The organism is Streptomyces caelestis, from assembly GCF_014205255.1.
In the GTDB taxonomy this organism is placed as follows: Bacteria; Actinomycetota; Actinomycetes; order Streptomycetales; family Streptomycetaceae; genus Streptomyces; species Streptomyces caelestis.
This window is the reverse complement of sequence record NZ_JACHNE010000001.1, coordinates 8,314,444-8,335,477: the sequence shown is the minus strand read 5'-3', so window position 1 is coordinate 8,335,477 and position 21,034 is coordinate 8,314,444. Positions and strand designations below refer to the sequence as shown.

Sequence of the window (21,034 nt, the reverse complement as noted above, 5' to 3'; positions counted from 1 at the left end):
GGCCGTGCCACATTGTGGAACGCTGTGCTAGTATCTGGCACAGAGAATGACAGTGGCTCCCAGGGGAGTCAAGAGGTGTCCGCGAGAGATTCTGAGGATTAACAGGGGGAAACCGGATGGAAATGAAGAGCGTCACCAGGTCGCTGCGCATCCTGGAGGCGGTCGCCCAGCATCAGCCGGTCACCGTGGGGGAACTGACGAAGCTCTTCGGCCTTCCGAAGTCGACCGTGCAGCGCACCCTGGTCACACTGGCCGAGGCCGGCTGGCTGCGGGCCAACCGCAAGGACACCACCCGCTGGGAGATCGGCGCTCGTGTCCTGGCCGTACGGCCCGCCGCGCTCCAGGGGTCCAGCCTGTTCGCCGCAGCGCGCGAGCCCATGGTCCGCTTGAGGGACGCGGTGAACGAGACGATCCACCTGTCGGTGCCGGACGCCCTGCAGTGCATGGTCGTGGTGGACCGCGTGGACTGCAGTCACGCCGTCCGGACGTTCCACACCGTCGGCGACACCTCGCCGCTGCACGCCACCGCGACCGGGCGCGCCGTCCTGGCCCACCTGCCGAAGCAGGACGTCGAGGAGCTCATCGCGCAGGGGCTGGAGCGCTACAGCGACACGACGCTCACCGACTCGGACGAGCTGCGCGCCGAGCTGGACCGGATCCGCATCGACGGATACGCGGTCAACCGCAACCAGTACCGGCCGGACGTCTGCGCGATCGCCGCACCCGTCCTGGACGAGGAGGGCACACCACTGGCCACCGTGGCCATCTCCATGCCCGACTCGCGCTACGACGCGGACCGGCTACCCGAGTGGGGCCGCCTGGTCGCCGACGCCGCCGCGGAGATCACGGGGCGCCGCATGGGCGTTTGAACGAGCACCGACAAGAGGCCGGCCCTCACGCATCAGCGTGGAGGCCGGCCCTTTTCTCACGTTCGGACGGCAGCCGCCGCCCTGTGCCCGGCCGGAGGACGGCCGGGCACAGGGGGCCGCCCCGCGGGGGCAGGCGCAGTCAGGGCGCCACCACCGTCCATCACCGCGGGAGGATCCTGCACGCGTGCCGCATTGTGGAACGACATGCTAGAATCCGGCACGATCATGCCTGCGGCTCCGGGAGGGAGTCAAGAGGTCGAGACCGGCGAACGAAGACTGACGGGGCCCCGATGGAAATGAAGAGCGTGACCAGGTCGCTGCGCATCCTGGAGGCGGTCGCCCACCACCAGCCGGTGACGGTGGGCGAGTTGACGAAGCTCTTCGGTCTGCCCAAGTCGACGGTGCAGCGCACGCTGGTCAGCCTGAACGAGGCGGGATGGCTACGGGCGAACCGCCAGGACACCACCCGCTGGGAGATCGGCGCCCGGGTGCTCGCCGTTCGTCCGGCGGCGCTTCAGGGATCGAGCCTGTTCGCGGCGGCGAGGGAGCCCATGATCCGGCTGCGGGACGCGCTGAACGAGACGATTCACCTGTCGGTACCGGACGCCTTGCAGTGCATGGTCGTCGTCGACCGGGTGGACTGCGCGCACGCGGTGCGGACGTACTACGCGATCGGCGACACCTCTCCCCTGCACGCAACCGCCACCGGGCGCGCGATCCTGGCCCATCTGCCGCCCGCCGACGTGGACGAACTGGTCGCCCAGAGGCTGGAGCGCTACAGCGACGCGACGACGGTCGACCCGGCCGAGCTGCGCGCCGAGCTGAAGCGGGTGCGCACGGACGGCTACGCCGTCAACCGCAACCAGTACCGCCCCGATGTCTGCGCGATCGCCGCACCCGTCCTCGACGAGAACGGCACACCGCTCGCCTCCGTGGCCGTCTCCATGCCGGACTCCCGCTATGACGCCGACCGGCTGCCCGAGTGGGGCCGCCTGGTCGCCGACACGGCGTCCGGCATCAGCGGCCGCCGACTGGGCGCGTGACAGCCCGGCACGCGTGACAGCGGTCGAGCTCGCCCTCGCCCATGTAGACGTGGGGTGATGAAGAAGTCGCAGTCCAGGTCACGGAAGCTCACCGGCGCCTGCGCGAAGGTCTGGGCGTCCACCACGGTGAGCGTCCCGTTGTCCTTCGCCAGCCGGCACAGCCGCCTCGCCGGCACGACCCGACACGTCCCGTCCCGTCCCGTCCCGTCCCGTGGGACATGTGGGTGATCCGAAGGACACGGGTGCGCGGTGTCAGGGCCGCCGCGTACGCCTCGACGATCTCGTCGTCGCTGTCCACGAGGTCGTAGTCGGCGGTGACGACCTCGACGTCCTCACGTTCCTGCCGCTGGACCAGGCGGCGCGCACGCTCGGGTGGTCTCAGCGGCGCCCGGGCGTGTCGGCTGTGTGCCCCGTGCCCGGGCCGGGGGGAGGCCCGGGCACGGGGCGACCCGCGTGCGGCCCGGGGGGAGTGGGCCGGGCACGCGGGGGCTCTTCCCGCGCGGTGCGCGATGGGGCGTGCGTCAGGGCGGAAACGCCGTCATCGCACGGGCACCGCGAGGTACTGGTACTCCAGGAACTCGTCGATCCCGACCCGGCCGCCCTCGCGGCCCAGGCCGGACTGCTTGACCCCGCCGAACGGCGCGGCCGGGTTGGAGACGAGGCCGGTGTTCAGGCCCACCATGCCCACCTCCAGACCCTCGCTGACGCGCAGGCCGCGGTCCAGCCCCTGGGTGAAGACGTAACCGACCAGACCCCACGGCGTGTCGTTGGCGCGGCGCAGTACCTCGTCCTCGTCGTCGAAGGTGAGGATCGCCGCGACGGGGCCGAAGATCTCCGTGTCCATCAGGCGGCTGCCGGGGTCGACGTCGGCGAGCACGGTCGGCGGGTAGAAGCAGCCCGGCCCTTCCGGCGTACGGCCGCCGACGAGCACGCGGGCGCCGCGCTCCACGGCGTCGGCGACGAGCTCCGCGACCTTGGCGCGTCCGGTGGCGTCGATCAGCGGGCCGACGTCGACACCGTCCCGGGTGCCGGGGCCCACCACGAGCGCGCCCATCCGCTCGGCGAGCCGCCGGCCGAACTCCTCGGCCACCGACCGGTGCACGAAGAAACGGTTCGCGGCGGTGCATGCCTCGCCCATGTTGCGCATCTTGGCGACCATCGCTCCGTCCACGGCCACGTCCAGATCGGCGTCGTCGAAGACGATGAACGGGGCGTTGCCGCCCAGCTCCATCGAGGTGCGTACGACCGTGTCGGCGCACTGGGCGAGCAGCAGCCGGCCGACGCCCGTGGAACCGGTGAAGGACAGCTTGCGGATCCGGCCGCCGCGCAGGAGGGGTTCGCAGACCTCTCCTGCGCGGGAGGTGGTGACGACGTTCAGCACACCGTCCGGCAGCCCGGCCTCCTTGAGGATCCCGGCCAGGGCGAGGCTGGACAGCGGGGTCTGCGGGGCCGGCTTGAGGATCATCGTGCAGCCCGCCGCGATCGCCGGGCCGATCTTGCGGGTGCCCATGGCCAGCGGGAAGTTCCACGGCGTGATCAGCAGGCAGGGGCCGACCGGGCGGCGGGAGAGCAGCATGCGGTTGCGGCCGTCGGGCAGGGTGCCGCAGCCGCCGTCGATGCGGACGGCTTCCTCGGAGAACCAGCGGAAGAACTCGGCGGCGTAGGCCACCTCTCCCCTGGCCTCGGCGAGCGGCTTGCCCATCTCGGCCGTCATCAGGTGGGCGAGTTCGTCGGTGCGCTCGATGATGAGTTCGTAGGCGCGGCGCAGGATCTCGCTGCGGGCCCGGGGCGCGGTACGTCCCCACTCGGCCTGGGCCTGGACGGCGGCCTCCTCGGCGAGCCGGGCGTCCTTGGGGCCCGCGTCGGCGACGTGGCAGAGGATCTCGCCGGTCGCGGGGTCGTCGACGGGCATGGTGGCGCCGTCCGCGGCGTCCACCCAGGCACCGCCGATGAACAACTGGTTCAGTACCTCGGTCATGATGTCTCTCCTGTTTGATCGGCGGCGGGGTCGAGGAGTTCCGCGAGGTGCAGAGCGCGGATGTCCCGGCCGTCGGCGAGGTGGTCGATCTGGGTGGCGCAGCTGAAGCCGTCGGCCACGACGGTGCGTCCGTCGAGGTGGTCGATGCGGGGTTTCAGGGCGAGCTCGGCAACGGCCATGGAGGTGTCGTAGTGCTCTGCCTCGAATCCGAAGTTGCCGGCGAGTCCGCAGCAGCCCTCGGCCTCGTCGACGCCGCGCACGCCGAGCCGGCGCAGCAGGTCGGCCGGACGGCGGCCCTTGAAGGTGGCGTACTCGTGGCAGTGGGTCTGGAGTACGACGTTCTCGGGCAGCGGCGGCGGGCTCCAGTCCTGGTCGGCGAGGTCGGTGAGGGCCCCGGTGAAGGTGTGGACGCGGCTCGCTACGCGCTGGGCGGCCTCGGTGCCGAGCAGTTCGGGGACGTCACGCTTCAACGCGGCGGCGCAGCTCGGCTCGGCCACGATGATCGGCCGGTCGTCACCGTCGTCGAGCGCGGTGACCGTGCGGGCCATGATCTTGCGGGCGACGTTCAGCTGTCCGGTGCTGACCCAGGTCAGCCCGCAGCACAGTCCGTCCTGCGGCGCGCAGGGGATACCGGCGTCGGCCAGCACACGGCTCGCCGCTCCCGCGACCTCGGGACGGAAGGCGCGGGTGAAGCTGTCGACGAAGAGCACGGCCTTCGCCGGCTCGGCGGTTCTGGCGGCGCGCAGGGTCCTGCGCAGGGTGCGGCGCGAGGCGAAGGCGGGGATGGTGCGCTTCGTCGTGACGCCGCCGAGACGGGCGAGCAGCCGCCCGACCGGCCCGCGCAGCAGTGCGTTGACCGGCCGTGCGGCGTATCCGGCCAGGGCGGAGGTCCTGGGCAGCCAGCCGAGTGAGTAGTGGGAACGGGGGCGCAGACGGCCCTTGTAGTGCTGGTGGAGGAACTCCGCCTTGTACGTGGCCATGTCGACGCCGACCGGGCAGTCACTGGAGCAGGCCTTGCACGACAGACACAGATCCAACGCCTCACGCACCTCGGTGGAGCGCCAGCCGTCCTGGACGGCCTCGCCGCGCACCATCTCCTGGAGCATGCGGGCCCGGCCGCGGGTGGAGTCGTTCTCCTCACCCGTGGCCCGGTAGCTCGGGCACATCACCCCGCCCGCGTCACTGCGGCAACGGCCCACACCGACACAGCGGCGTACGGCGCCGGCGAATCCGTCCTCGTCGTGGGGGAAGCCGAACGTCGTGTCCAGCAGCGGGAGTTCCCGCAGCGCGAGGTCGGCGTCCAAGGGCGCCGGGTCGACGATCACGCCGGGGTTGAGCAGCCCGTCGGGGTCGAAGGTCTGCTTGAACGCGGCGAAGGCCGTGATCATGCGGTGGCTGTACATGACCTCCAGCAGCTCGCTGCGCGCCCGCCCGTCACCGTGCTCACCCGACAGCGTGCCGCCGTGCCCGACGACCAGCGCGGCCGCCTCGGTCAGGAAGCGGCGCATGACCGCCCGCCCGGACTCGGTGGCCGGGTCGAAGTCGATGCGTACGTGGACACATCCCGCGCCGAAGTGCCCGTAGAGCACACCGGTCAGGTCGTGGATGGTCAGCAGTTTACGGAAGTCGCGCAGGTAGGCGGCGAGGTTCTCGGGGGCGACGGCGGCGTCCTCCCAGCCGGGCCAGGACTCCCCGCCGTCCACGAGCCGGGCGGCCAGGCCGGCCCCGTCCTCGCGTACCCGCCACAGCGAACGCCGCTCGGCCGGGCTCTCGACGACCCGGCCGCCGGTCATCCGCCCCCGGGCCTTGAGAGCCTCGAGCAGCTCAGCGGCGCGGGCGTTGACCGCGGTCTGGTCGTCGCCTTCGAGCTCGACGTACAGCCAGGCGCTCCCCTCGGGCAGACCGGTGACGGAGTCCGGGCCGCGGCGGGCGCGCATGGTGGCGACGATCGCCTCGTCCATGCCTTCCACCGCGCTGGGCGAGAAGCGCAGGATCTCCGGCACGTCCTCGGCCGCCTCGACCACATCCGCGTAGCCGAGCGTCAGCAGTGTGGATGCCTGTGCGGTCGCCACCAGGCGGACCGTCGCGGCGGTGACGACCGCACAGGTGCCTTCGGTGCCCACGAGCGCGCGGGCCATGTCGAAGCCGTTCTCGGGCAGCAGGTGCTGCAGCTGGAAGCCGGAGACCTGACGCGGGATGCGGCCCAGCTCGGTCCGGATCAGCGCCAGGTTGTCCTCGACCAGCCGCCTGAGGTCGGCTTCGAGCCGGGCGACGCGCCGCACAGCCTCCGCGTCGCCCGGCTCTGCGGCACGCAGCCCGGAGTGGTCGGCGACGGCCCGCACGCCGTCCGCCGTCACGATCTCCAGGGCCTCTACGTGGCCGCTGGTCCGCCCGTCGCGCACCGACCGGTTGCCGCACGCGTCGTTGCCGATCATGCCGCCGAGGGTGCAGCGGCTGTGCGAGGAGGGGTCGGGGCCGAAGTCCAGCCCGTGCAGCGCGGTCGCCCCGCGCAGCGCGTCGAGGACCACACCGGCCTCGACGCGCGCGGTACGCGCCTCGACGTCGATGTCCAGGATCCGGTTCATGTACCGGGAGAAGTCGAGGACCACACCGACCCCGACCGCGTTGCCCGCCATGCTCGTGCCACCACCCCGGGCCGTGACCGGGACGCCCGCCTCCCGGCAGGCCCGCAGCACCGCGACCACGTCGTCGGCGGTGCGCGGGAAAGCCACAGCCCGCGGCAGCACACGGTAGTTCGAGGCGTCGTAGGCGTAAGGGCCCGTCGCCCCCGGACCGGTCTCCACCCGCAGGCCGGGCGCGATCTCGGCGATGCGGTCCGTCAGACCCGCCAGGTCGCGGGTGGCTGTCGTCATCGCTCCGCCGCTCCCGACGTACCGGCCTCCACGGCGTTCGCCCAGGCCTGGAGACCCTCGTCCACGCCCGCCTCGTCGATGACGAGCGCCGGGATCATGCGGACCACCTGGTTCCAGGCGCCGCACAGCAGCAGGAGCAGGCCCTCGTCGATGGCGGCGCGCTGCACGCGGGCGGCGGTCTCGGAGTCGGGGCTGCCGTCCTCGGTGACGAACTCGGTGGCGAGCATGAGTCCGAGACCGCGGACGTCGCCGATGCCGGGGGTCCGGTCGGCCACCGCCTCCAGGCCGTGACGCAGCCGCTTGCCCATCGCCTCGGCGTTCTCGACGAGCTTCTCGTCGCGTACGACGTCGAGGGTCGCGCAGGCGGCGGCGCAGGCGACGGCGTTGGCGCCGTACGTGCCGCCCTGCGAGCCTGGCCATGCCTTGGCCATCAGCTCCTCGGAGGCGGCGATGCCGGAGATGGGGAAGCCGCTGGCCAGGCCCTTGGCCGTGACGAGGATGTCGGGCGTGACGCCGAAGTGGTCGTGGCCCCAGAAGCGTCCGGTGCGGCCGACGCCGGTCTGCACCTCGTCGAAGATCAGCAGGACGCCGTGCCGGTCCGCGCGCTCGCGCAGCCCTTCCATGAAGGCGCGGTTCGCGGGCACGTAGCCGCCCTCGCCGAGCACCGGCTCGACGATGATCGCGGCCGTGTCGGCGGGCGACGAGATCGTCTGGAGGGTGTAGTCGAGCTCCCGCAGGGCGAAGCGGGTGGCGGTCTCCTCGTCCCAGCCGTACCGGTAGGCCGTCGGGAACGGGGTGACGACCACGCCGCTCATCAGCGGGGAGAACCCGGACCGGAAGCGGATGCCGGAGGTGGTCATGGATGCGGCGGCGACGGTACGGCCGTGGAAACCGCCGTGACAGACGATGACGTTGGGCCTGCCGGTGGCCTGGCGGGCGAGCCGCAGTGCGGCCTCGACGGCCTCGCTGCCGGAGTTGGTGAAGAACAGGCTGTCGAGGCCGGCCGGCAGCACCTCGCCCAGCTTGTCGACGAGACGGCGGAGCGGCTGGTGCATGACGGTGGTGTACTGGCCGTGGATCAGCGTGCCCACCTGCTCCTGCGCCGCCGCCACGACCTTGGGGTGACAGTGCCCGGTACTGGTGACGCCGATGCCGGCGGTGAAGTCGAGGTAGCGGCGGCCGTCCTCACCGTAGAGGTGGACGCCCTCGCCCCGGGCCGCCACCACGGGTGTGGCCTGGCGAAGGTGCGGCGACAGTGCGGTCATGTTGTCTCCCGGCCATACGTCGAGGTGTGGTTGCTTGGCTCAGCTCCGGTAACCGAGCATCCAAGCCCCCGCGAAGGGCGACAACGCGTGATCTGTCCAGCCGGAACGCGTTGTTCGGACGTTGTGTCAACCGCCGAACCCCTCGGGTCCCGCCCGCCCCTGCCGTGGACAGCTCTTGCGCAGGTCAGTGCCGCTTGTCAGAGTGACCGGGCGAGCAGGGAGTCGCCGTGAACGAGAACCACCCGAAGGCCCCGGCCGGTCGCGCGCCGACCGTCGCCGACGTGCTGGCCCTGCCCGTCCTGGCCGCCGGACAGCCCCAGGTCGTCACCGGGCTGGCCCAGCTGGACCGGCCGGTGCGCTGGGTGCACATCACCGAGCTGACGGATCCGGCGTCCTTCCTCAAGGGCGGGGAGCTGGTCCTGACGACGGGCATGCCCCTGCCCGAGGACGCCGCGGGGGTCCGCCGGTACGTCGACGAACTCACCGAGGTGGGTGCGGCCGCCCTGGTCATCGAGCTGGTGCGGCGCTACCACCGCCCGCCCGAGGCCCTCGTCCAGGCCTGCCGCGCCCGGGGGCTGCCCCTGGTGACTCTCGCCCGGGACGTCAACTTCCTGGAGGTCACCCAGGTCGTCCACGCGCTCATCCTCGGCAACCAGGCCGACGCGATGCGCCGGACGCAGCGGATCCACGAGGCGTTCACCGCGCTGACGCTGCGCGGCGCGGGGCCGGAGGACGTGGTGCGCGCGGCGGCGGAGATGAGCGGGCGGACGGTCGTCCTGGAGAACCGGGTGCACCAGGCGCTGATCTGCGAGCCGTCGGGAAGCACGGTGGAGGAGGCGCTCACCGGCTGGGAACAGCGCTCCCGGGCCACCGCACCCGGCGACCACACGGGGGTGGGCGGCCCGGAGAGCTGGCTCACGGGGCCCGTCTCCTACCAGGGCGAACGCTGGGGCCGTCTGGCCATGCTCCCGTCCCCCGGCGATGAGCCCGGTTTCGGGCCGGAGCACGTCACCGTCCTGGAGAGAACGGCGATGGCGCTGACCGTCGCCCGCCTCATCCACGCCACGCCGTGGGAACACACGGCCCACCGCAACGCCCTGCGGGAACTGGCGGAGCAGCGCCACCACTCCCCCGCGGACGCCCGTGCCCGCTGCGCCGCGCTGGGCCTGCCCACCGAGGACAGCCTGTTCCTGGCCCTGCTGGTCGACCTGGGCCCGGGTGCCGCGGGGACCGAGCCGGAGTCCCGACTGCACCGGGAGCTCAGGTCGGCGGGTGTCCCGGCGCTCGTCGGCGAGCTCTCCCCCGGCCGCCTCGGTGTCCTGCTGGCCCTGCGCGCCACCCAGCCCTGGCGTCCGGTGGCCGAGCGTCTGAGCCGCACCGCGCTGGGTCTGTCCCCGGAGGCGCTCGTGAGCGCCGGCTCGGAGGTGGCGGACCTCGCCGACATCGCCCGCTCCTTCCGGGAGGCGGCCCGCGTCATAGAGGCCACCCCGCCCGGCCAGCCCCTTCCCCCGGACCGCTCCTTCCACGAGCTGCCGGACATCGACCTGCGCCGCCTGCTGTACGCCCTGCGCGAGGACACCCGGATCCAGGACTTCACCGAACGGCGGCTCGGCCGGCTCATCGACCACGACACCCGGCACGGCGCCGACCTGCTGACGACGCTCGGCCACTACCTGGACGCCGCCGGCAACAAGACCACCGCGGCCCGCCGCGGCGGCCTGTCGAGGGAGACCATGTACCAGCGTCTGCGCACCATCGAACGCCTCCTCGACACCGACCTCGAATCCGGTGAACGCCGCACCGAACTCCACGTGGCGCTCACCGCGTTGCGCGTGCTGCGCGATGGGTGAGCCTCACGGAGGACGGGTGAACATCAGTCCGGGCGCGGCCCCGCCTGCCGCACCAGCCGCCACTCCTGTGAGCCGTCCGCGGCCTCGTTCTGAAGGGTCAGCGGCGCCCCTGGGGACGCGCCGGTCAGGTACAGGTCCGGGTTCTTCGCCGCCTGGAACCTGGAGGAGCCGTCGTCGGTCCTGACGACGTTCCAGGTCCCGGTGGCGTTGTCGTCGACCCACGGGCCGATGCGCTGCCCGGCGGAGGCGGTCCCGGTCCGGATCGCCGCCGCCCGGCCGCCCGACTTGTTCAGCAGGGTCGTACCGCCCTGCGTCCGGGACACCACGTGCCCGTACTGGGTGTCCTCGTCCGTGGCCGGTCCGACGCCCTCCGGACGGACGTCGGGGACGTCCCCGTTGCCGATGTTCGCGTCGTCGGTCTTGCCTCCGGTGCCGATGACCTGGCCGGTCCGGCGGTTGCCAGTCGCTCATCGTCGGGGACGTGGCCGTGCCGGAGGAGTGCGCGGAGGACCTCGGCGCGGTAACGCCCTGACGCGGACTCAGGTGTCGAAGTCCACCGTCAGGGCGTCGGAGACCGGGAACGACTGGCAGGTGAGGACGTAGCCCGCGTCGACCTCGGCGGGTTCGAGGGCGAAGTTGCGGCGCATGTCGGCCTTGCCGTCGGCGACCAGGGCGCGGCAGGTGCCGCAGACGCCGCCCTTGCAGGCGAACGGCAGGTCGGGGCGGGTCTGCTGGGCGCCTTCCAGGATGGTCCGCCCGCGGGGCAGGGCGGAGGTGGTGGAGCGGCCGTCGAGGATGACGGTGACCTGGCTGACCGGGCCGGACGGGCCGGCCTCGGCGTGGTGGACCTCGCGTACGGGTTCGTCGTCGGCGTAGAACAGCTCCTGGTGGACACGGTCGCCGGGCACGCCGAGGCCGGCCAGGACCTCTTGGGCGGCGCGGACCATGCCGTGCGGGCCGCACAGCCACCAGTGGTCGGCGGACTCCACGTCGACCAGCGCTTCGATGAGCGCCGACAGCCGGTCGGCGTCGAGGCGGCCGGACAGCACCTCGGCCTCGCGTGGCTCACGGGAGAGGACGTGGGAGACCTGGAACCGCGTCGGGTAGAGGTCCTTCAGGTCGGCCAGCTCGTCGGCGAACATCACGGTGCCGGTGCGGCGGTTGCCGTAGAAGAGGGTGACCGTCGAGCGGGAGTCGGCGGCCAGGACGGACTCGGCGATGGACACCATGGGCGTGATGCCGGAGCCGGCCGCGATGAGGACGTGGTGGCCGGGGGTGGTGAGGTCGGGTGTGAAGGCGCCGGTGGGGGCCATCACCTCGATGGTGTCACCGGGGCGTACCTCGTGCACCAGCCAGGAGGAGAACAGGCCGCCTGGCACGACCCGGACGCCGATGCGCGGTGCCGCGCCGGTGGGCGAGCAGATCGAGTAGGAGCGGCGCTCGTCCCGGCCGTCGATCTCGCGCCGCAGGGTGAGCGACTGGCCGGGCGCGAAGGCGAACTCCTCGGCCAGCTCGGCCGGGACGTCGAAGCCGACGGCCACCGCGTCCTCGCACAGCGATTGCACGGCGGCCACCCGCAGGGGGTGGAAGACCGGACGTCGGCGGGCACGCGCGCGCGGCGCCGGGGCGGGGGCCGGCTCGATCAGGTCCTCCATCAGATCTCCTTGACGTACTCGAACGGCTCGCGGCAGGCGAGGCAGCGCCACAGTGCCTTGCAGGACGTGGCGGCGAAGCGGGAGGTCTCCTCCGTGTCCGCGCTGCCGCAGCGCGGGCAGGGCACCGAGCGGCGGATCGGCGACAGCACGAGCGGCACCGGTCCGGTGGCGCGCGCGGGTGCGGCCCCGGGCGGGGCGATGCCGTGTTCGGCGAGCTTGCGGCGGCCTTCCGGGGTGATCCAGTCGCTGGTCCACGGCGGGTCGAGGACGGTACGGATCTCCACGCGCGCGTAGCCCGCGGCCTTGAGCCGGGCGGCCACGCCGGCGCGCATCTCGGCCATGGCCGGGCAGCCCGAGTAGGTCGGGGTCAGGCTCGCGACCACCGTCCCGTCCGGCTCCATGGACACCTCGCGCAGCACTCCGAGGTCGGCCAGGGTGAGCATGGGCAGCTCCGGGTCGGGCACCTGCTCGGCGATGCGCCGGGCCCGTCGCGCGGCCGGCAGCGTGATCACCATGTCGCCTCCGGGTGGGCGCGGGCCACGCCCTGCAACTCGGCCAGCAGCGGGGCGAGATGCTCGGTGTGCTCCCCGGTGCGGCCCGAGCCGGGCAGCGGCCGGTAGACGGGCATGGGCAGCCCGGCCGCCTCGGTGACCTGCCGCAGGACGGCGACGACCTCGTCCCGGACGTCGTACGCCGTGAACAACTCGCCCAGGTAGGGCGCCACCTGCTCCAGAGCCCTGCGCGTCCGGCGGTGCGACTCCTCGGTGCCGTCGCCCAGCCGCACCGCCCACTCGGCCGCGTACTGCCGGTGGTAGGTCAGCTCCTTCACACCCTTGGCGGCGATCGCCGCGAGCACCGGGTCGCGGTGGGCGGTGAGCCGCTCGAAGTGCGCGAGGCGCCAGCTGGAGAACACCAGCAGCCGCACGATCGAGAACGCGAAGTCTCCGCCCGGGAGTTCGGCCAGGCGTACGTTGCGGAACTCGCCGGCGTCGCGGAAGTAGGCGTAGGCGTCCTCGCCGCGCCCGGTCCCGTCGACCTGCCCCGCCCGGGAGTACAGCAGGCGGGCCTGGCCGAGCAGATCGAGTCCGATGTTGGCCAGCGCCACCTCCTCCTCCAGCTCGGGCGCCCGGGTGGTCCACTCGGCCAGCCGCTGGGCCGAGACCAGGGCGTCGTCGGCCAGGGTGACGCACAGGGCGGCCAGCTCCCCGGCGTCCACGCCGTCGGGTACGGCGGTGTCGACGCCGTGCAGCGGGTCCTCGAAGCCGGTGCCGTAGGCCCAGCGGGTGTCGTCCTCGTGCCCCTCGGCGAGGGTCATGTAGACGTGGTCGTCGCTCATACCCTCTCCTTCAGATGTGCGGGACGTCGTCGGGGATGTCGTAGAAGGTCGGGTGCCGGTAGACCTTGTCGGCGCTGGGCTCGAAGAACGGGTCCTTCTCGTCGCGGGTCGAGGCGGCGATGTGCTCCGAGCGCACCACCCAGATGCTCACGCCCTCGTTGCGCCGGGTGTACAGGTCCCGGGCGTGCGTGAGGGCCATACGGTCGTCGGCGGCGTGCAGCGAGCCCACGTGGACGTGGTTCAGCCCGCGCTTGCCGCGCACGAACACCTCGTACAGCGGCCAGTTCCGCTTCTCGGCGGTCATGCCACCGCTCCCTTCTCCGCGCGGGCGGCCTGCTTGGCCGCGTGGGCGCTCGCCGCCGCACGCACCCAGGCGCCCTCCTCGTGAGCGGTCCTGCGCCGCTCCATCCGCTGGGCGTTGCACGGGCCGTCGCCCTTGATGACCCGCATCAGCTCGTCCCAGTCCGGGGTGCCGAAGTCGTGGTGCCCGCGCTCCTCGTTCCAGCGCAGCTCCGGGTCGGGCAGCGTCACGCCGAGCTTCTCGGCCTGCGGGACGGTCATGTCGACGAAGCGCTGACGCAGTTCGTCGTTGCTGTGCCGCTTGATCTTCCAGGCCATGGACTGCGCGGAGTTGGGCGAGGCGTCGTCGGGCGGGCCGAACATCATCAGCGACGGCCACCACCAGCGGTTCACCGCGTCCCGCACCATCTCCCGCTGTGCCTCGGTGCCCCGCATCATCGTCATCAGCAGCTCATAGCCCTGCCGCTGATGGAACGACTCCTCCTTGCAGATCCGCACCATCGCACGCGCGTAGGGGCCGTAGGAGCTGCGGCACAGCGGCACCTGGTTGCAGATCGCCGCCCCGTCCACGAACCAGCCGATCACCCCGACGTCCGCGAAGCTCAGCGTGGGGTAGTTGAAGATCGAGGAGTACTTCTGGCGGCCCTCGATCAGCCGCTCGGTCAGATCCGCGCGGTCGGCGCCCAGCGTCTCCGCCGCCGAGTACAGATACAACCCGTGCCCGGCCTCGTCCTGCACCTTCGCGAACAGAATGGCCTTGCGGCGCAGCGAGGGCGCACGCGTGATCCACTCGCCCTCCGGCTGCATGCCGATGATCTCCGAGTGCGCGTGCTGCGCGATCTGCCGGACGAGCGTCTTCCGGTAGCCCTCCGGCATCCAGTCGCGCGGCTCGATCCGCTGGTCCCGCGCGATCGTCGCGTCGAAGTGCTGCTGGAGAACCGGCTCGGCGCCGTCCGCCCCCCGGGGGCTGGAGTGTGTCGTGTCCATCCGTCCCACTTCCCAACCGACCATTCGTTCGGTCCATCATAGAACGACCCCGTGCGCCTTGGTAAGACCCTGATCCTTGACAGTCCTCGAGGCGACTGGATTACTGGTCAGCGCCGAAGCTAACCGAATGGTCGGTCGGGTGACAAGGTGGTGCGTGAAGTGGGCCGTACAGCTGACACGGCGACAGGACAGCGGCGGGGCGAACCCCTCCCCCACGACCTGCTGGACGACGGTGAGCGCCTGACGCGCGAGGAACTGCGCCATCTCCAGCTCGACCGTCTGCGCCGGAGCCTGCGCCACGCCTACGACGACGTGGAGACGTACCGGAAGAAGTTCGACCGGGCCGGCGTCACGCCCGACGACTGCCGGACCCTGGAGGACCTGCCCCGCTTCCCCTTCACGACCAAGGCGGATCTGCGCGACACCTACCCGTTCGGCATGTTCGCCGTCCCCATGGACCAGGTCCGGCGCGTCCACGCCTCCAGCGGCACCACCGGGCGCCCGACGGTCGTCGGCTACACGGAGAACGACCTGTCGACGTGGGCGGACCTGGTCGCCCGCTCGATCCGCGCCGCGGGCGGCCGCCCCGGGCACAAGGTGCACATCTCCTACGGCTACGGCCTGTTCACCGGCGGCCTCGGCGCCCACTACGGCGCCGAGCGGGCCGGGTGCACCGTGATCCCCGCCTCGGGAGGCATGACCGCACGCCAGGTGCAGATCATCCAGGACTTCCAGCCCGAGATCCTCATGGTCACCCCCTCCTACATGCTCACGCTCCTCGACGAGTTCGAGCGGCAGGGGGTCGACCCGCGCGGCAGCAGCCTGCGGGTGGGCATCTTCGGTGCCGAGCCGTGGACGGAGGAGATGCGCCGCGAGATCGAGGAGCGGCTGGACATCCATGCCGTCGACATATACGGCCTGTCCGAGGTCATCGGCCCGGGTGTCGCCCAGGAGTGCGTGGAGACCAAGGACGGCCTGCACGTGTGGGAGGACCACTTCTACCCCGAGGTCGTCGATCCGATCACGGGCGAGGTGCTGCCCGAGGGCGAGGAGGGCGAGCTGGTCTTCACGTCCCTGACCAAGGAGGCCCTGCCGGTCGTCCGCTACCGCACCCGGGACCTGACCCGGCTGCTGCCCGGCACGGCCCGGCCCGCGTTCCGCCGCATCCAGAAGATCACCGGCCGCTGCGACGACATGATCATCCTGCGTGGGGTGAACGTCTTCCCCAGCCAGATCGAGGAGATCGTGCTGCGCACGCCCGGCGTCGCCCCGCACTTCCAGATCCAGCTGTCCCGGCGCGGCCGCACGGACCACATGACCGTCCGCGTCGAAACCCGCCCCGGCACGCCCGCCGGCCTGCGCGAGGCCGCCGCCCGTGCGATCGCGAAGGACGTCAAGGACGGAGTCGGCGTCACGGTCGACGTGACGATCGTCGAACCGGAGACCCTGGAGCGCTCCGTCGGCAAACTACGCCGGGTCAAGGACCTGCGCGAAGCGAGGTGACACCGCTCTCCGCCGGGTCATGGGCCGGCGCGAGGCGCGGTGACACGCCCTCACAGGCCGCACCGCGCCTCGGGAGCCGCGCCGGGAGCGGTCACCTCGGGCACCCCTGCTTCGGATGCGGCCGGTTTGCGGATCAGGAGCAGGGCCGCGTCGTCGTGCAGTCTGCCGCCCACATGGGCGAGCAGCTCGTCGTGGAGGGCGCCGAGGGTGCGGGCCGGCTCGTGGGACACGTGTCGCTCCAGTCCTTCGGCGAGCGGATAGAAGGCACGCCCGTTGTCGCGGGCTTCGGTGACGCCGTCGGTGTAGAGCAGCAGCTGGTCGCCGTCGGCGAAGGGGAGCGCGTGGAGGCTGGGCGCGTGACCGGTGAGGGCGCGCAGCCCGAGAGGCGGGGACGGATGGGCGGGCTCCACCGGCGAGACGCTCCCGGAGGCGCGCACCAGCAGCGGTGGCGTGTGCCCGCAGTTCACCACCTCCAGATGCCCGGCGGCCTGCGGGTATCCGGCGACCACGGCGGTGACGAAGTCGTCGTGACCGAGGTTGCGCGCCAGGCTCCGCTCGATCCTGTCGACCACGGCGAGGAGGTCGGGTTCGTCGTGGGCGGCCTCGCGGAAGACCCCGAGCACCAGCGCGGCGGTCCCCACGGCGGGAAGCCCCTTGCCGCGCACATCGCCGACGATCAGCCGCACGCCGTGCGGGGTGGGTATCAGGGCGTAGAGATCCCCGCCGATACGGGCCTCGGCCGCGGCGGCGCTGTAACGGACGGCCACCTGGAACGGCCCGACAGTCGACGGCACGGGCTTGAGCAGCGCGTGCTGGGCGGTCTCCGCGACCGAGCGGACCGCCGCGAGCACCCGCTCCCGGCGCCCCCGCAGGACGCCGGCCAGGCCGCTCGCGAGGGTGACGGCCACCAGGGCCGACAGGATGGCGGCCAGTTCGCGGCCCGGGATGCCGTCCCGGATGCCGAGCGTGGCGCCGAGTGCGACGGCGAGGAAGCCGACCGAGAGGACTCCGCGCGGCCCGTTGGTCGTGGCCGCGAGGGCAGGCCCGGCCGCGAGCAGGGGCAGCCAGATCATCCCGCCTCCGCCGGCGAGGTCGACGAGCACGATGACGGTGACGATCAGTACGGGCAGGACGGGCGTGCCGGCGGCCAGCTGCGCGAATGCGCGTCTGCGGGCCGAGGCCCGGGCACCGGCCACTCGGTTCCTGAACGGCCGTACGGCCCAGTGGTCGTCACCAAGGTCTCGGGGGTGGCTCATGTCGGTATCCGTGCTCCTCACCTGTGAGCGGGGCGCCGAGCTGGGGCGCGCCTCCCTGAAATGCCTGTTTCATCCAGAAAACGGGGTGAACCGGGACACCGGCAAGGAGCGGATTTTCAGATAGTGAGCGAGAGGCTCCTCGTCACGCGGCTCGCGGTCGGGAGCAGCCGCGCGCTGATCTCCGGCAACCGGGAGAGCCGGTTCGCCGGCAGGGACACGCCGAGGGAGCCGAGTGTGTCCCCGCTGTAGACCGGGACGGCGACGCAGACCGTGCCGAGGGCGTACTCCTCCAGGTCCGTGACGGCCGGGGCCATGGGTGAGGTGTCCAGCCGCCGGAGCAGTTCCGGCAGGCTGGTGATGGTCCGCGGGGTGAGGTCGGCGAGGTGGTGGCGGGAGAGGTAGTCCTTGCGGGCCTCCTCGTCCAGTTCCCTGAGCACGGACTTGCCCAGTGCGGTCGCGTGTCCCGCGTCCTCGAAGCCCACCCAGAGATCGACGCGCGGCGTCCCGGGGCCGTCGACGATCTCGGCGACCCGGATCTCGCCCTCCTCGTAGAAGGTGAGATAGGCGGGGGTCGTCAGCTCGTCCCGCAGTGCGGCGAGCGTGGGCCGGACGCGGCTGAGCAGCGCCTGCCCGCGCCCGGTGGTCCGCAGGCTCTGCAACTTGTCACCGAGGACGAACCCGCCGTCGTCCAGTTTCCGCACATAGCCGTCGTGCACCAGCGTGCGCAGCAGGTGGTAGGCGGTGGCCAGAGGCAGCCCGGTCTCACGCGCCAGCTGCTTCGCCGGCGCACCGTTCTGGTGCGCGCTCACCGCCTCCAGCAGCCGCATGGCCCGCTGGACGGAGGTGATGAGCGTAGGGCCCTCTTGCGCACCCATAGAACCAGCGTGCGTCAGCGATACGGCACGGGCAAGGCCGGGGGCGTCCATCGGGACGGCGGAGGTGCGGTCGAGGCGCGGACCACGAGTTCGACCGGGGGGCGTTCGCCGGGGACAGCTCCGCGTCCGGCTGCTCGATGGCCCGCCCCAGGAGCCGGAGTCCCTCGCGCGCCACGGCGTCGAACGGCTGGCGCACCGTGGTCAGCGGTGGGGTCACGTACGCGGCGACGGGGGTGTCGTCGAAGCCGACCACGCTGACGTCGTCCGGTGCGCGCAGTCCGGCTTCCGTCAGGGCGCGGATCACGCCGATGGCCATGTCGTCGTTGGCGGCGAACACCGCGGTGACGGTCGGGGTGCCGCCGAACGTCCGCCGGCGCGCCGAGGACGAGGACCGGCACGTCGACGCTGAGGGAGACGGCTCCCTCGTCGATGGGTTCACGGACGACGATGCCGTCACGCCCTGCTCCAGCAGCGACTCCACGGCGCCGACGGCACCTCCCGGGTCGCCTTCCAGCGTGTTGACCACCCGCCTATCCCGCGTCCCGCGCGGCCCGTTCGACGCCGATCGGGAGCGACGCGGGCCCGTGGAGATCGGTCCCGAGCGTGACGACGCCGATGGAGCGGGTCCGCCCGGAGGCCAGTGCCCCGGCGGCGCTGTTCAGCCGGTAGCCGAGTACCTCGCGAGCAACGCCGGCCTGAATGGTTCCCGGCACTACCACCTCACCACCACGACCTGGAACTCGACGATCACCATGCGCACGGAGCGCCGTCGGGTGAGCAGCTGGACCGTGCACGCGGTCCGGATGGCGGAAGAGGCCGATGGACACCGGCGAAACGCCGCCGTGGTCCTTCTCGGGTCTCCCCCGACCGGCGACCATCTCATGTCATGGACATCTTGCTTGTCGCCAGCGCGTTCAACAGCCTGTCCCAACGCGTGTACGCGGAACTGTCGGACCAAGGGCACCACGTGGACGTCGTCCTCGCCTCGCACGGCGCCGACGCGGTCCGGGCCGCCGTCAGCGAGGTGCGCCCGGAACTGATCGTCGCGCCGATGCTGAAGTCGGCCCTGCCGGAGGACGTGTGGCAGGAGCACACCTGCCTGATCGTGCACCCGGGACCACCCGGCGACCGGGGCCCGTCGTCGCTGGACTGGGCGATCGCCGACGAGGCACCCGAGTGGGGCGTGACGGTGCTCCAGGCCGAGGCGGCGATGGACGCGGGGGACATCTGGGCGGACGGGTCCTTCCGGGTGCCGCCGGCCGGCAAGAGCGACGTGTATCGCAACGAGGCGTCCGACGCCGCCGCGGCCGCTGTGCTGCTGGCCGTACGGCGGTTCGCCGACGGATCGTTCAAGCCGCGGCCGCAGAGCGATCCCGGGATCCGTGTGGTGTGGCGGGACTTCTTCCGCCAGGAGCAGCGGCGGATCGACTGGGAGGACGACAGCACGGAAACGGTACTGCGCAAACTCCGCGGGGCCGACTCCCAGCCCGGCGTCCTGGACGAGGTGTGCGGCCGGGAGGTGTTCCTGCACGGCGGGCACCCCGAGGACCGACTGCGCGGACGCCCTGGCGAGCTGCTCGCCACCCGGTCCGGCGCGGTCTGCCGGGCCACCCGCGACGGCGCGGTGTGGATCCCGGAACTGCGCCCCCGCAAGAGCTCCGGCGACCCGGCGCCGTTCCGCCGTCCGGCGGCCTCGGTCCTCTCCGCCTTCCCGGCCCCGCCCGGCAGCGGCCCGGGCATGCCGAGTTCGAGCGAGCGCCCCTACTGGCTGCCGGAGATCGCCGCCCCGCTCGAACTGCCACCGAACCGCACCACCTGGAGCGACATCCGCTACCGGCAGCGGGATGGCATCGGCTTCCTGTCCTTCTCGTTCCCGGGCGGGGCGATGAGCACCAACCACTGTCGCAGGCTGCTCGCCGCCTATCGGTACGCGCTCACCCGCCCCACTTCGGTGCTGGTGCTCGGCGGCGCCCGCGACTTCTTCTCCAACGGCATTCACCTCAATGTCATCGAGGCGTCGAGCGACCCGGCGGGCGAGTCCTGGGCCAACCTCATCGCCATGAACGACCTGGTCGAGGCCGTGCTGCGCACCACGGACCGGCTGGTGGTGGCGGCGCTCGGCGGCAACGCGGCGGCCGGCGGTGTCATGCTCGCCCTTGCCGCCGACGAGGTGTGGTGCCGCACCGGCAGCGTCCTCAACCCGCACTACCGGAACATGGGCCTGTACGGGTCGGAGTACTGGACGTACTCGCTGCCGCGCCGCGTGGGCGCCGAGACGGCCGAGCGGCTGACGAGCGAGGCGTTGCCGGTGAGCGCCGCGACAGCCGCGCGGATCGGGCTGGTGGACCGTCTGGTGCCGGTTCCCGCCCGGGAGTTCGCCACGGAGGTCGAGCGTCTGGCTGTCGATGTGGCCGGCGATCCGGATATCGCCCGCCGGATCACCGCCAAGGCCACGGCGCGTCACGCGGACGAGCTCCAGCGCCCCCTCACCGAATACCGGCGGACCGAACTCGCCCGCATGCGCGCCATCTTCTTCGACCCGCAGGCCCCGTACCACGCGCTGCGGTCCGCCTTCGTCCGCAAGGTCCCGAGCGGCTCCGCCCGGCCTCCGGCGACCGACGGTGCGCGATGAGGGGCCGGTTGCTCGTCGCGGGCGTCGGCAACATCTTCCTCGCGGACGACGCCTTCGGCCCCGAGGTGATCCGCGCCCTGGACCGGCACCCGCTGCCGCCCGAGGTGCGGGTACGGGACTTCGGCATCCGCGGCATGGACCTCGCGTACGCACTGCTCGACGGCTATGACACGGCCCTCCTGGTCGACGCGGCCGTACGGGGACAGGAGCCGGGCACCCTGTCGCTGGTCGAGCCGGACCTGCCCGACCGCGCCACGGTCGGCGCCCCGCCCGAGGCGCACGGCATGGACCCGGCGAAGGTCCTCGCCCTGGCCGCCCACCTCGGCGACGAGCCGCTCCCGCGCGTCCTCGTCCTGGCCTGCGAGCCCGAGCTGCGGGCACCCGCCGACGAGGACATCGCCCCGGGCGTCAGCGCGACGGTACGCGAAGCGGTGGGGCGGGCCGTCGCGGCCCTGCACGCCATGGTTCCGGTGCTGCTGGCCGACCCGGCGGCCACGCCCCCGTTGAGCCGCCCGGACGAATCCCCCGCCCTGTCCCCGCCGGGCTGCCGGACACCGTGAGAGGCGGCGCCGAAGATCGGTGGCGGACCGATTTCCCTGCCGACCGCGAGGA

The 21,034-nt window shown here is 72.4% G+C and carries 17 protein-coding genes and 2 pseudogenes; 6 read left to right on the top strand and 13 right to left on the bottom strand.

Features of this window, described 5'->3' with window-relative positions; translation table 11 throughout:
* Positions 1-122: 122 nt before the first annotated feature.
* Positions 123-869 (top strand): IclR family transcriptional regulator, encoded by a 747-nt coding sequence (locus HDA41_RS37735; RefSeq protein ID WP_184994072.1) that lies wholly within the window; start codon positions 123-125, stop codon positions 867-869.
* A gap of 296 nt (positions 870-1,165) precedes the next feature.
* Entirely contained in the window at positions 1,166-1,912 is a 747-nt protein-coding gene (locus tag HDA41_RS37730; RefSeq protein ID WP_184994070.1) for an IclR family transcriptional regulator, read from the top strand.
* 538 nt (positions 1,913-2,450) lie between these two features.
* Here HDA41_RS37730 and HDA41_RS37725 read toward each other — a convergent pair.
* The 3 genes from HDA41_RS37725 to HDA41_RS37715 are packed head-to-tail and all read right to left on the bottom strand — an operon-like array spanning position 2,451 to position 8,028.
* Positions 2,451-3,890 carry an NAD-dependent succinate-semialdehyde dehydrogenase gene (locus tag HDA41_RS37725; RefSeq protein WP_184992124.1) on the bottom strand — a complete coding sequence of 480 codons (1,440 nt, stop codon included), beginning with the start codon at positions 3,888-3,890 and terminating at the stop codon, positions 2,451-2,453.
* Positions 3,887-6,763 (bottom strand): FAD-binding and (Fe-S)-binding domain-containing protein, encoded by a 2,877-nt coding sequence (locus HDA41_RS37720; protein ID WP_184992122.1) that lies wholly within the window; start codon positions 6,761-6,763, stop codon positions 3,887-3,889. The genes HDA41_RS37725 and HDA41_RS37720 overlap by 4 nt, the downstream gene beginning before the upstream one ends.
* Positions 6,760-8,028, bottom strand: coding sequence for an aspartate aminotransferase family protein (locus HDA41_RS37715; RefSeq protein ID WP_184992120.1), 1,269 nt, complete (start codon positions 8,026-8,028; stop codon positions 6,760-6,762). The genes HDA41_RS37720 and HDA41_RS37715 overlap by 4 nt, the downstream gene beginning before the upstream one ends.
* 227 nt (positions 8,029-8,255) lie before the next feature.
* Here HDA41_RS37715 and HDA41_RS37710 point away from each other — a divergent pair, with 227 nt between their 5' ends.
* Entirely contained in the window at positions 8,256-9,878 is a 1,623-nt protein-coding gene (locus HDA41_RS37710) for a PucR family transcriptional regulator (protein ID WP_184992118.1), read from the top strand.
* Between the two features lie 23 nt (positions 9,879-9,901).
* Here HDA41_RS37710 and HDA41_RS37705 read toward each other — a convergent pair.
* The 6 genes and pseudogenes from HDA41_RS37705 to paaA form a co-directional block, all read right to left on the bottom strand.
* Positions 9,902-10,336 (bottom strand): annotated as a pseudogene (locus HDA41_RS37705) (ricin-type beta-trefoil lectin domain protein); the annotation flags it as partial.
* Between the two features lie 81 nt (positions 10,337-10,417).
* Positions 10,418-11,533, bottom strand: coding sequence for a 1,2-phenylacetyl-CoA epoxidase subunit PaaE (gene paaE / locus HDA41_RS37700; RefSeq protein WP_184992114.1), 1,116 nt, complete (start codon positions 11,531-11,533; stop codon positions 10,418-10,420).
* Positions 11,533-12,048, bottom strand: a complete 516-nt coding sequence (gene paaD / locus HDA41_RS37695; RefSeq protein ID WP_184992112.1) for a 1,2-phenylacetyl-CoA epoxidase subunit PaaD — start codon at positions 12,046-12,048, stop codon at positions 11,533-11,535. The genes paaE and paaD overlap by 1 nt, the downstream gene beginning before the upstream one ends.
* Positions 12,042-12,869 (bottom strand): 1,2-phenylacetyl-CoA epoxidase subunit PaaC, encoded by an 828-nt coding sequence (paaC, locus tag HDA41_RS37690; RefSeq protein ID WP_184992110.1) that lies wholly within the window; start codon positions 12,867-12,869, stop codon positions 12,042-12,044. The genes paaD and paaC overlap by 7 nt, the downstream gene beginning before the upstream one ends.
* Before the next feature lie 10 nt (positions 12,870-12,879).
* Positions 12,880-13,173: a 1,2-phenylacetyl-CoA epoxidase subunit PaaB gene (gene paaB, locus HDA41_RS37685; RefSeq protein ID WP_184992109.1), complete on the bottom strand. Its 294-nt coding sequence runs from the start codon at positions 13,171-13,173 to the stop codon at positions 12,880-12,882.
* Positions 13,170-14,156 carry a 1,2-phenylacetyl-CoA epoxidase subunit PaaA gene (paaA, locus tag HDA41_RS37680; protein WP_184992108.1) on the bottom strand — a complete coding sequence of 329 codons (987 nt, stop codon included), beginning with the start codon at positions 14,154-14,156 and terminating at the stop codon, positions 13,170-13,172. The genes paaB and paaA overlap by 4 nt, the downstream gene beginning before the upstream one ends.
* Positions 14,157-14,315: 159 nt before the next feature.
* Between paaA and paaK the strand changes: the two genes are divergently transcribed.
* Positions 14,316-15,659, top strand: a complete 1,344-nt coding sequence (gene paaK / locus HDA41_RS37675) for a phenylacetate--CoA ligase PaaK (protein WP_184992107.1) — start codon at positions 14,316-14,318, stop codon at positions 15,657-15,659.
* Positions 15,660-15,709: 50 nt separating this feature from the next.
* Here the strand turns inward: paaK and HDA41_RS37670 are convergent, their stop codons facing one another.
* From HDA41_RS37670 to HDA41_RS41990, 4 genes are all read right to left on the bottom strand, one after another.
* Positions 15,710-16,915 carry a PP2C family protein-serine/threonine phosphatase gene (locus HDA41_RS37670; RefSeq protein WP_230299703.1) on the bottom strand — a complete coding sequence of 402 codons (1,206 nt, stop codon included), beginning with the start codon at positions 16,913-16,915 and terminating at the stop codon, positions 15,710-15,712.
* A 116-nt stretch (positions 16,916-17,031) separates the two neighbouring features.
* Positions 17,032-17,790, bottom strand: a complete 759-nt coding sequence (locus HDA41_RS37665; RefSeq protein ID WP_184992106.1) for an IclR family transcriptional regulator — start codon at positions 17,788-17,790, stop codon at positions 17,032-17,034.
* A complete protein-coding gene (locus HDA41_RS37660) occupies positions 17,678-18,229 on the bottom strand; it encodes a substrate-binding domain-containing protein (protein WP_230299717.1) in 552 nt (183 codons plus the stop codon). Before HDA41_RS37660 ends, HDA41_RS37665 begins: the two co-directional genes overlap by 113 nt.
* A gap of 91 nt (positions 18,230-18,320) precedes the next feature.
* Positions 18,321-18,503, bottom strand: coding sequence for a hypothetical protein (locus tag HDA41_RS41990; protein ID WP_230299702.1), 183 nt, complete (start codon positions 18,501-18,503; stop codon positions 18,321-18,323).
* Positions 18,504-18,676: 173 nt separating this feature from the next.
* On the opposite strand from HDA41_RS41990, the gene HDA41_RS37655 reads away from it, so the two are divergent.
* Entirely contained in the window at positions 18,677-20,422 is a 1,746-nt protein-coding gene (locus HDA41_RS37655) for an enoyl-CoA hydratase-related protein (protein WP_184992105.1), read from the top strand.
* A pseudogene (locus HDA41_RS37650) lies at positions 20,419-21,002 on the top strand (hydrogenase maturation protease); the annotation flags it as partial. The gene HDA41_RS37655 and the pseudogene HDA41_RS37650, both read left to right, overlap by 4 nt.
* Positions 21,003-21,034 lie beyond the last annotated feature (32 nt).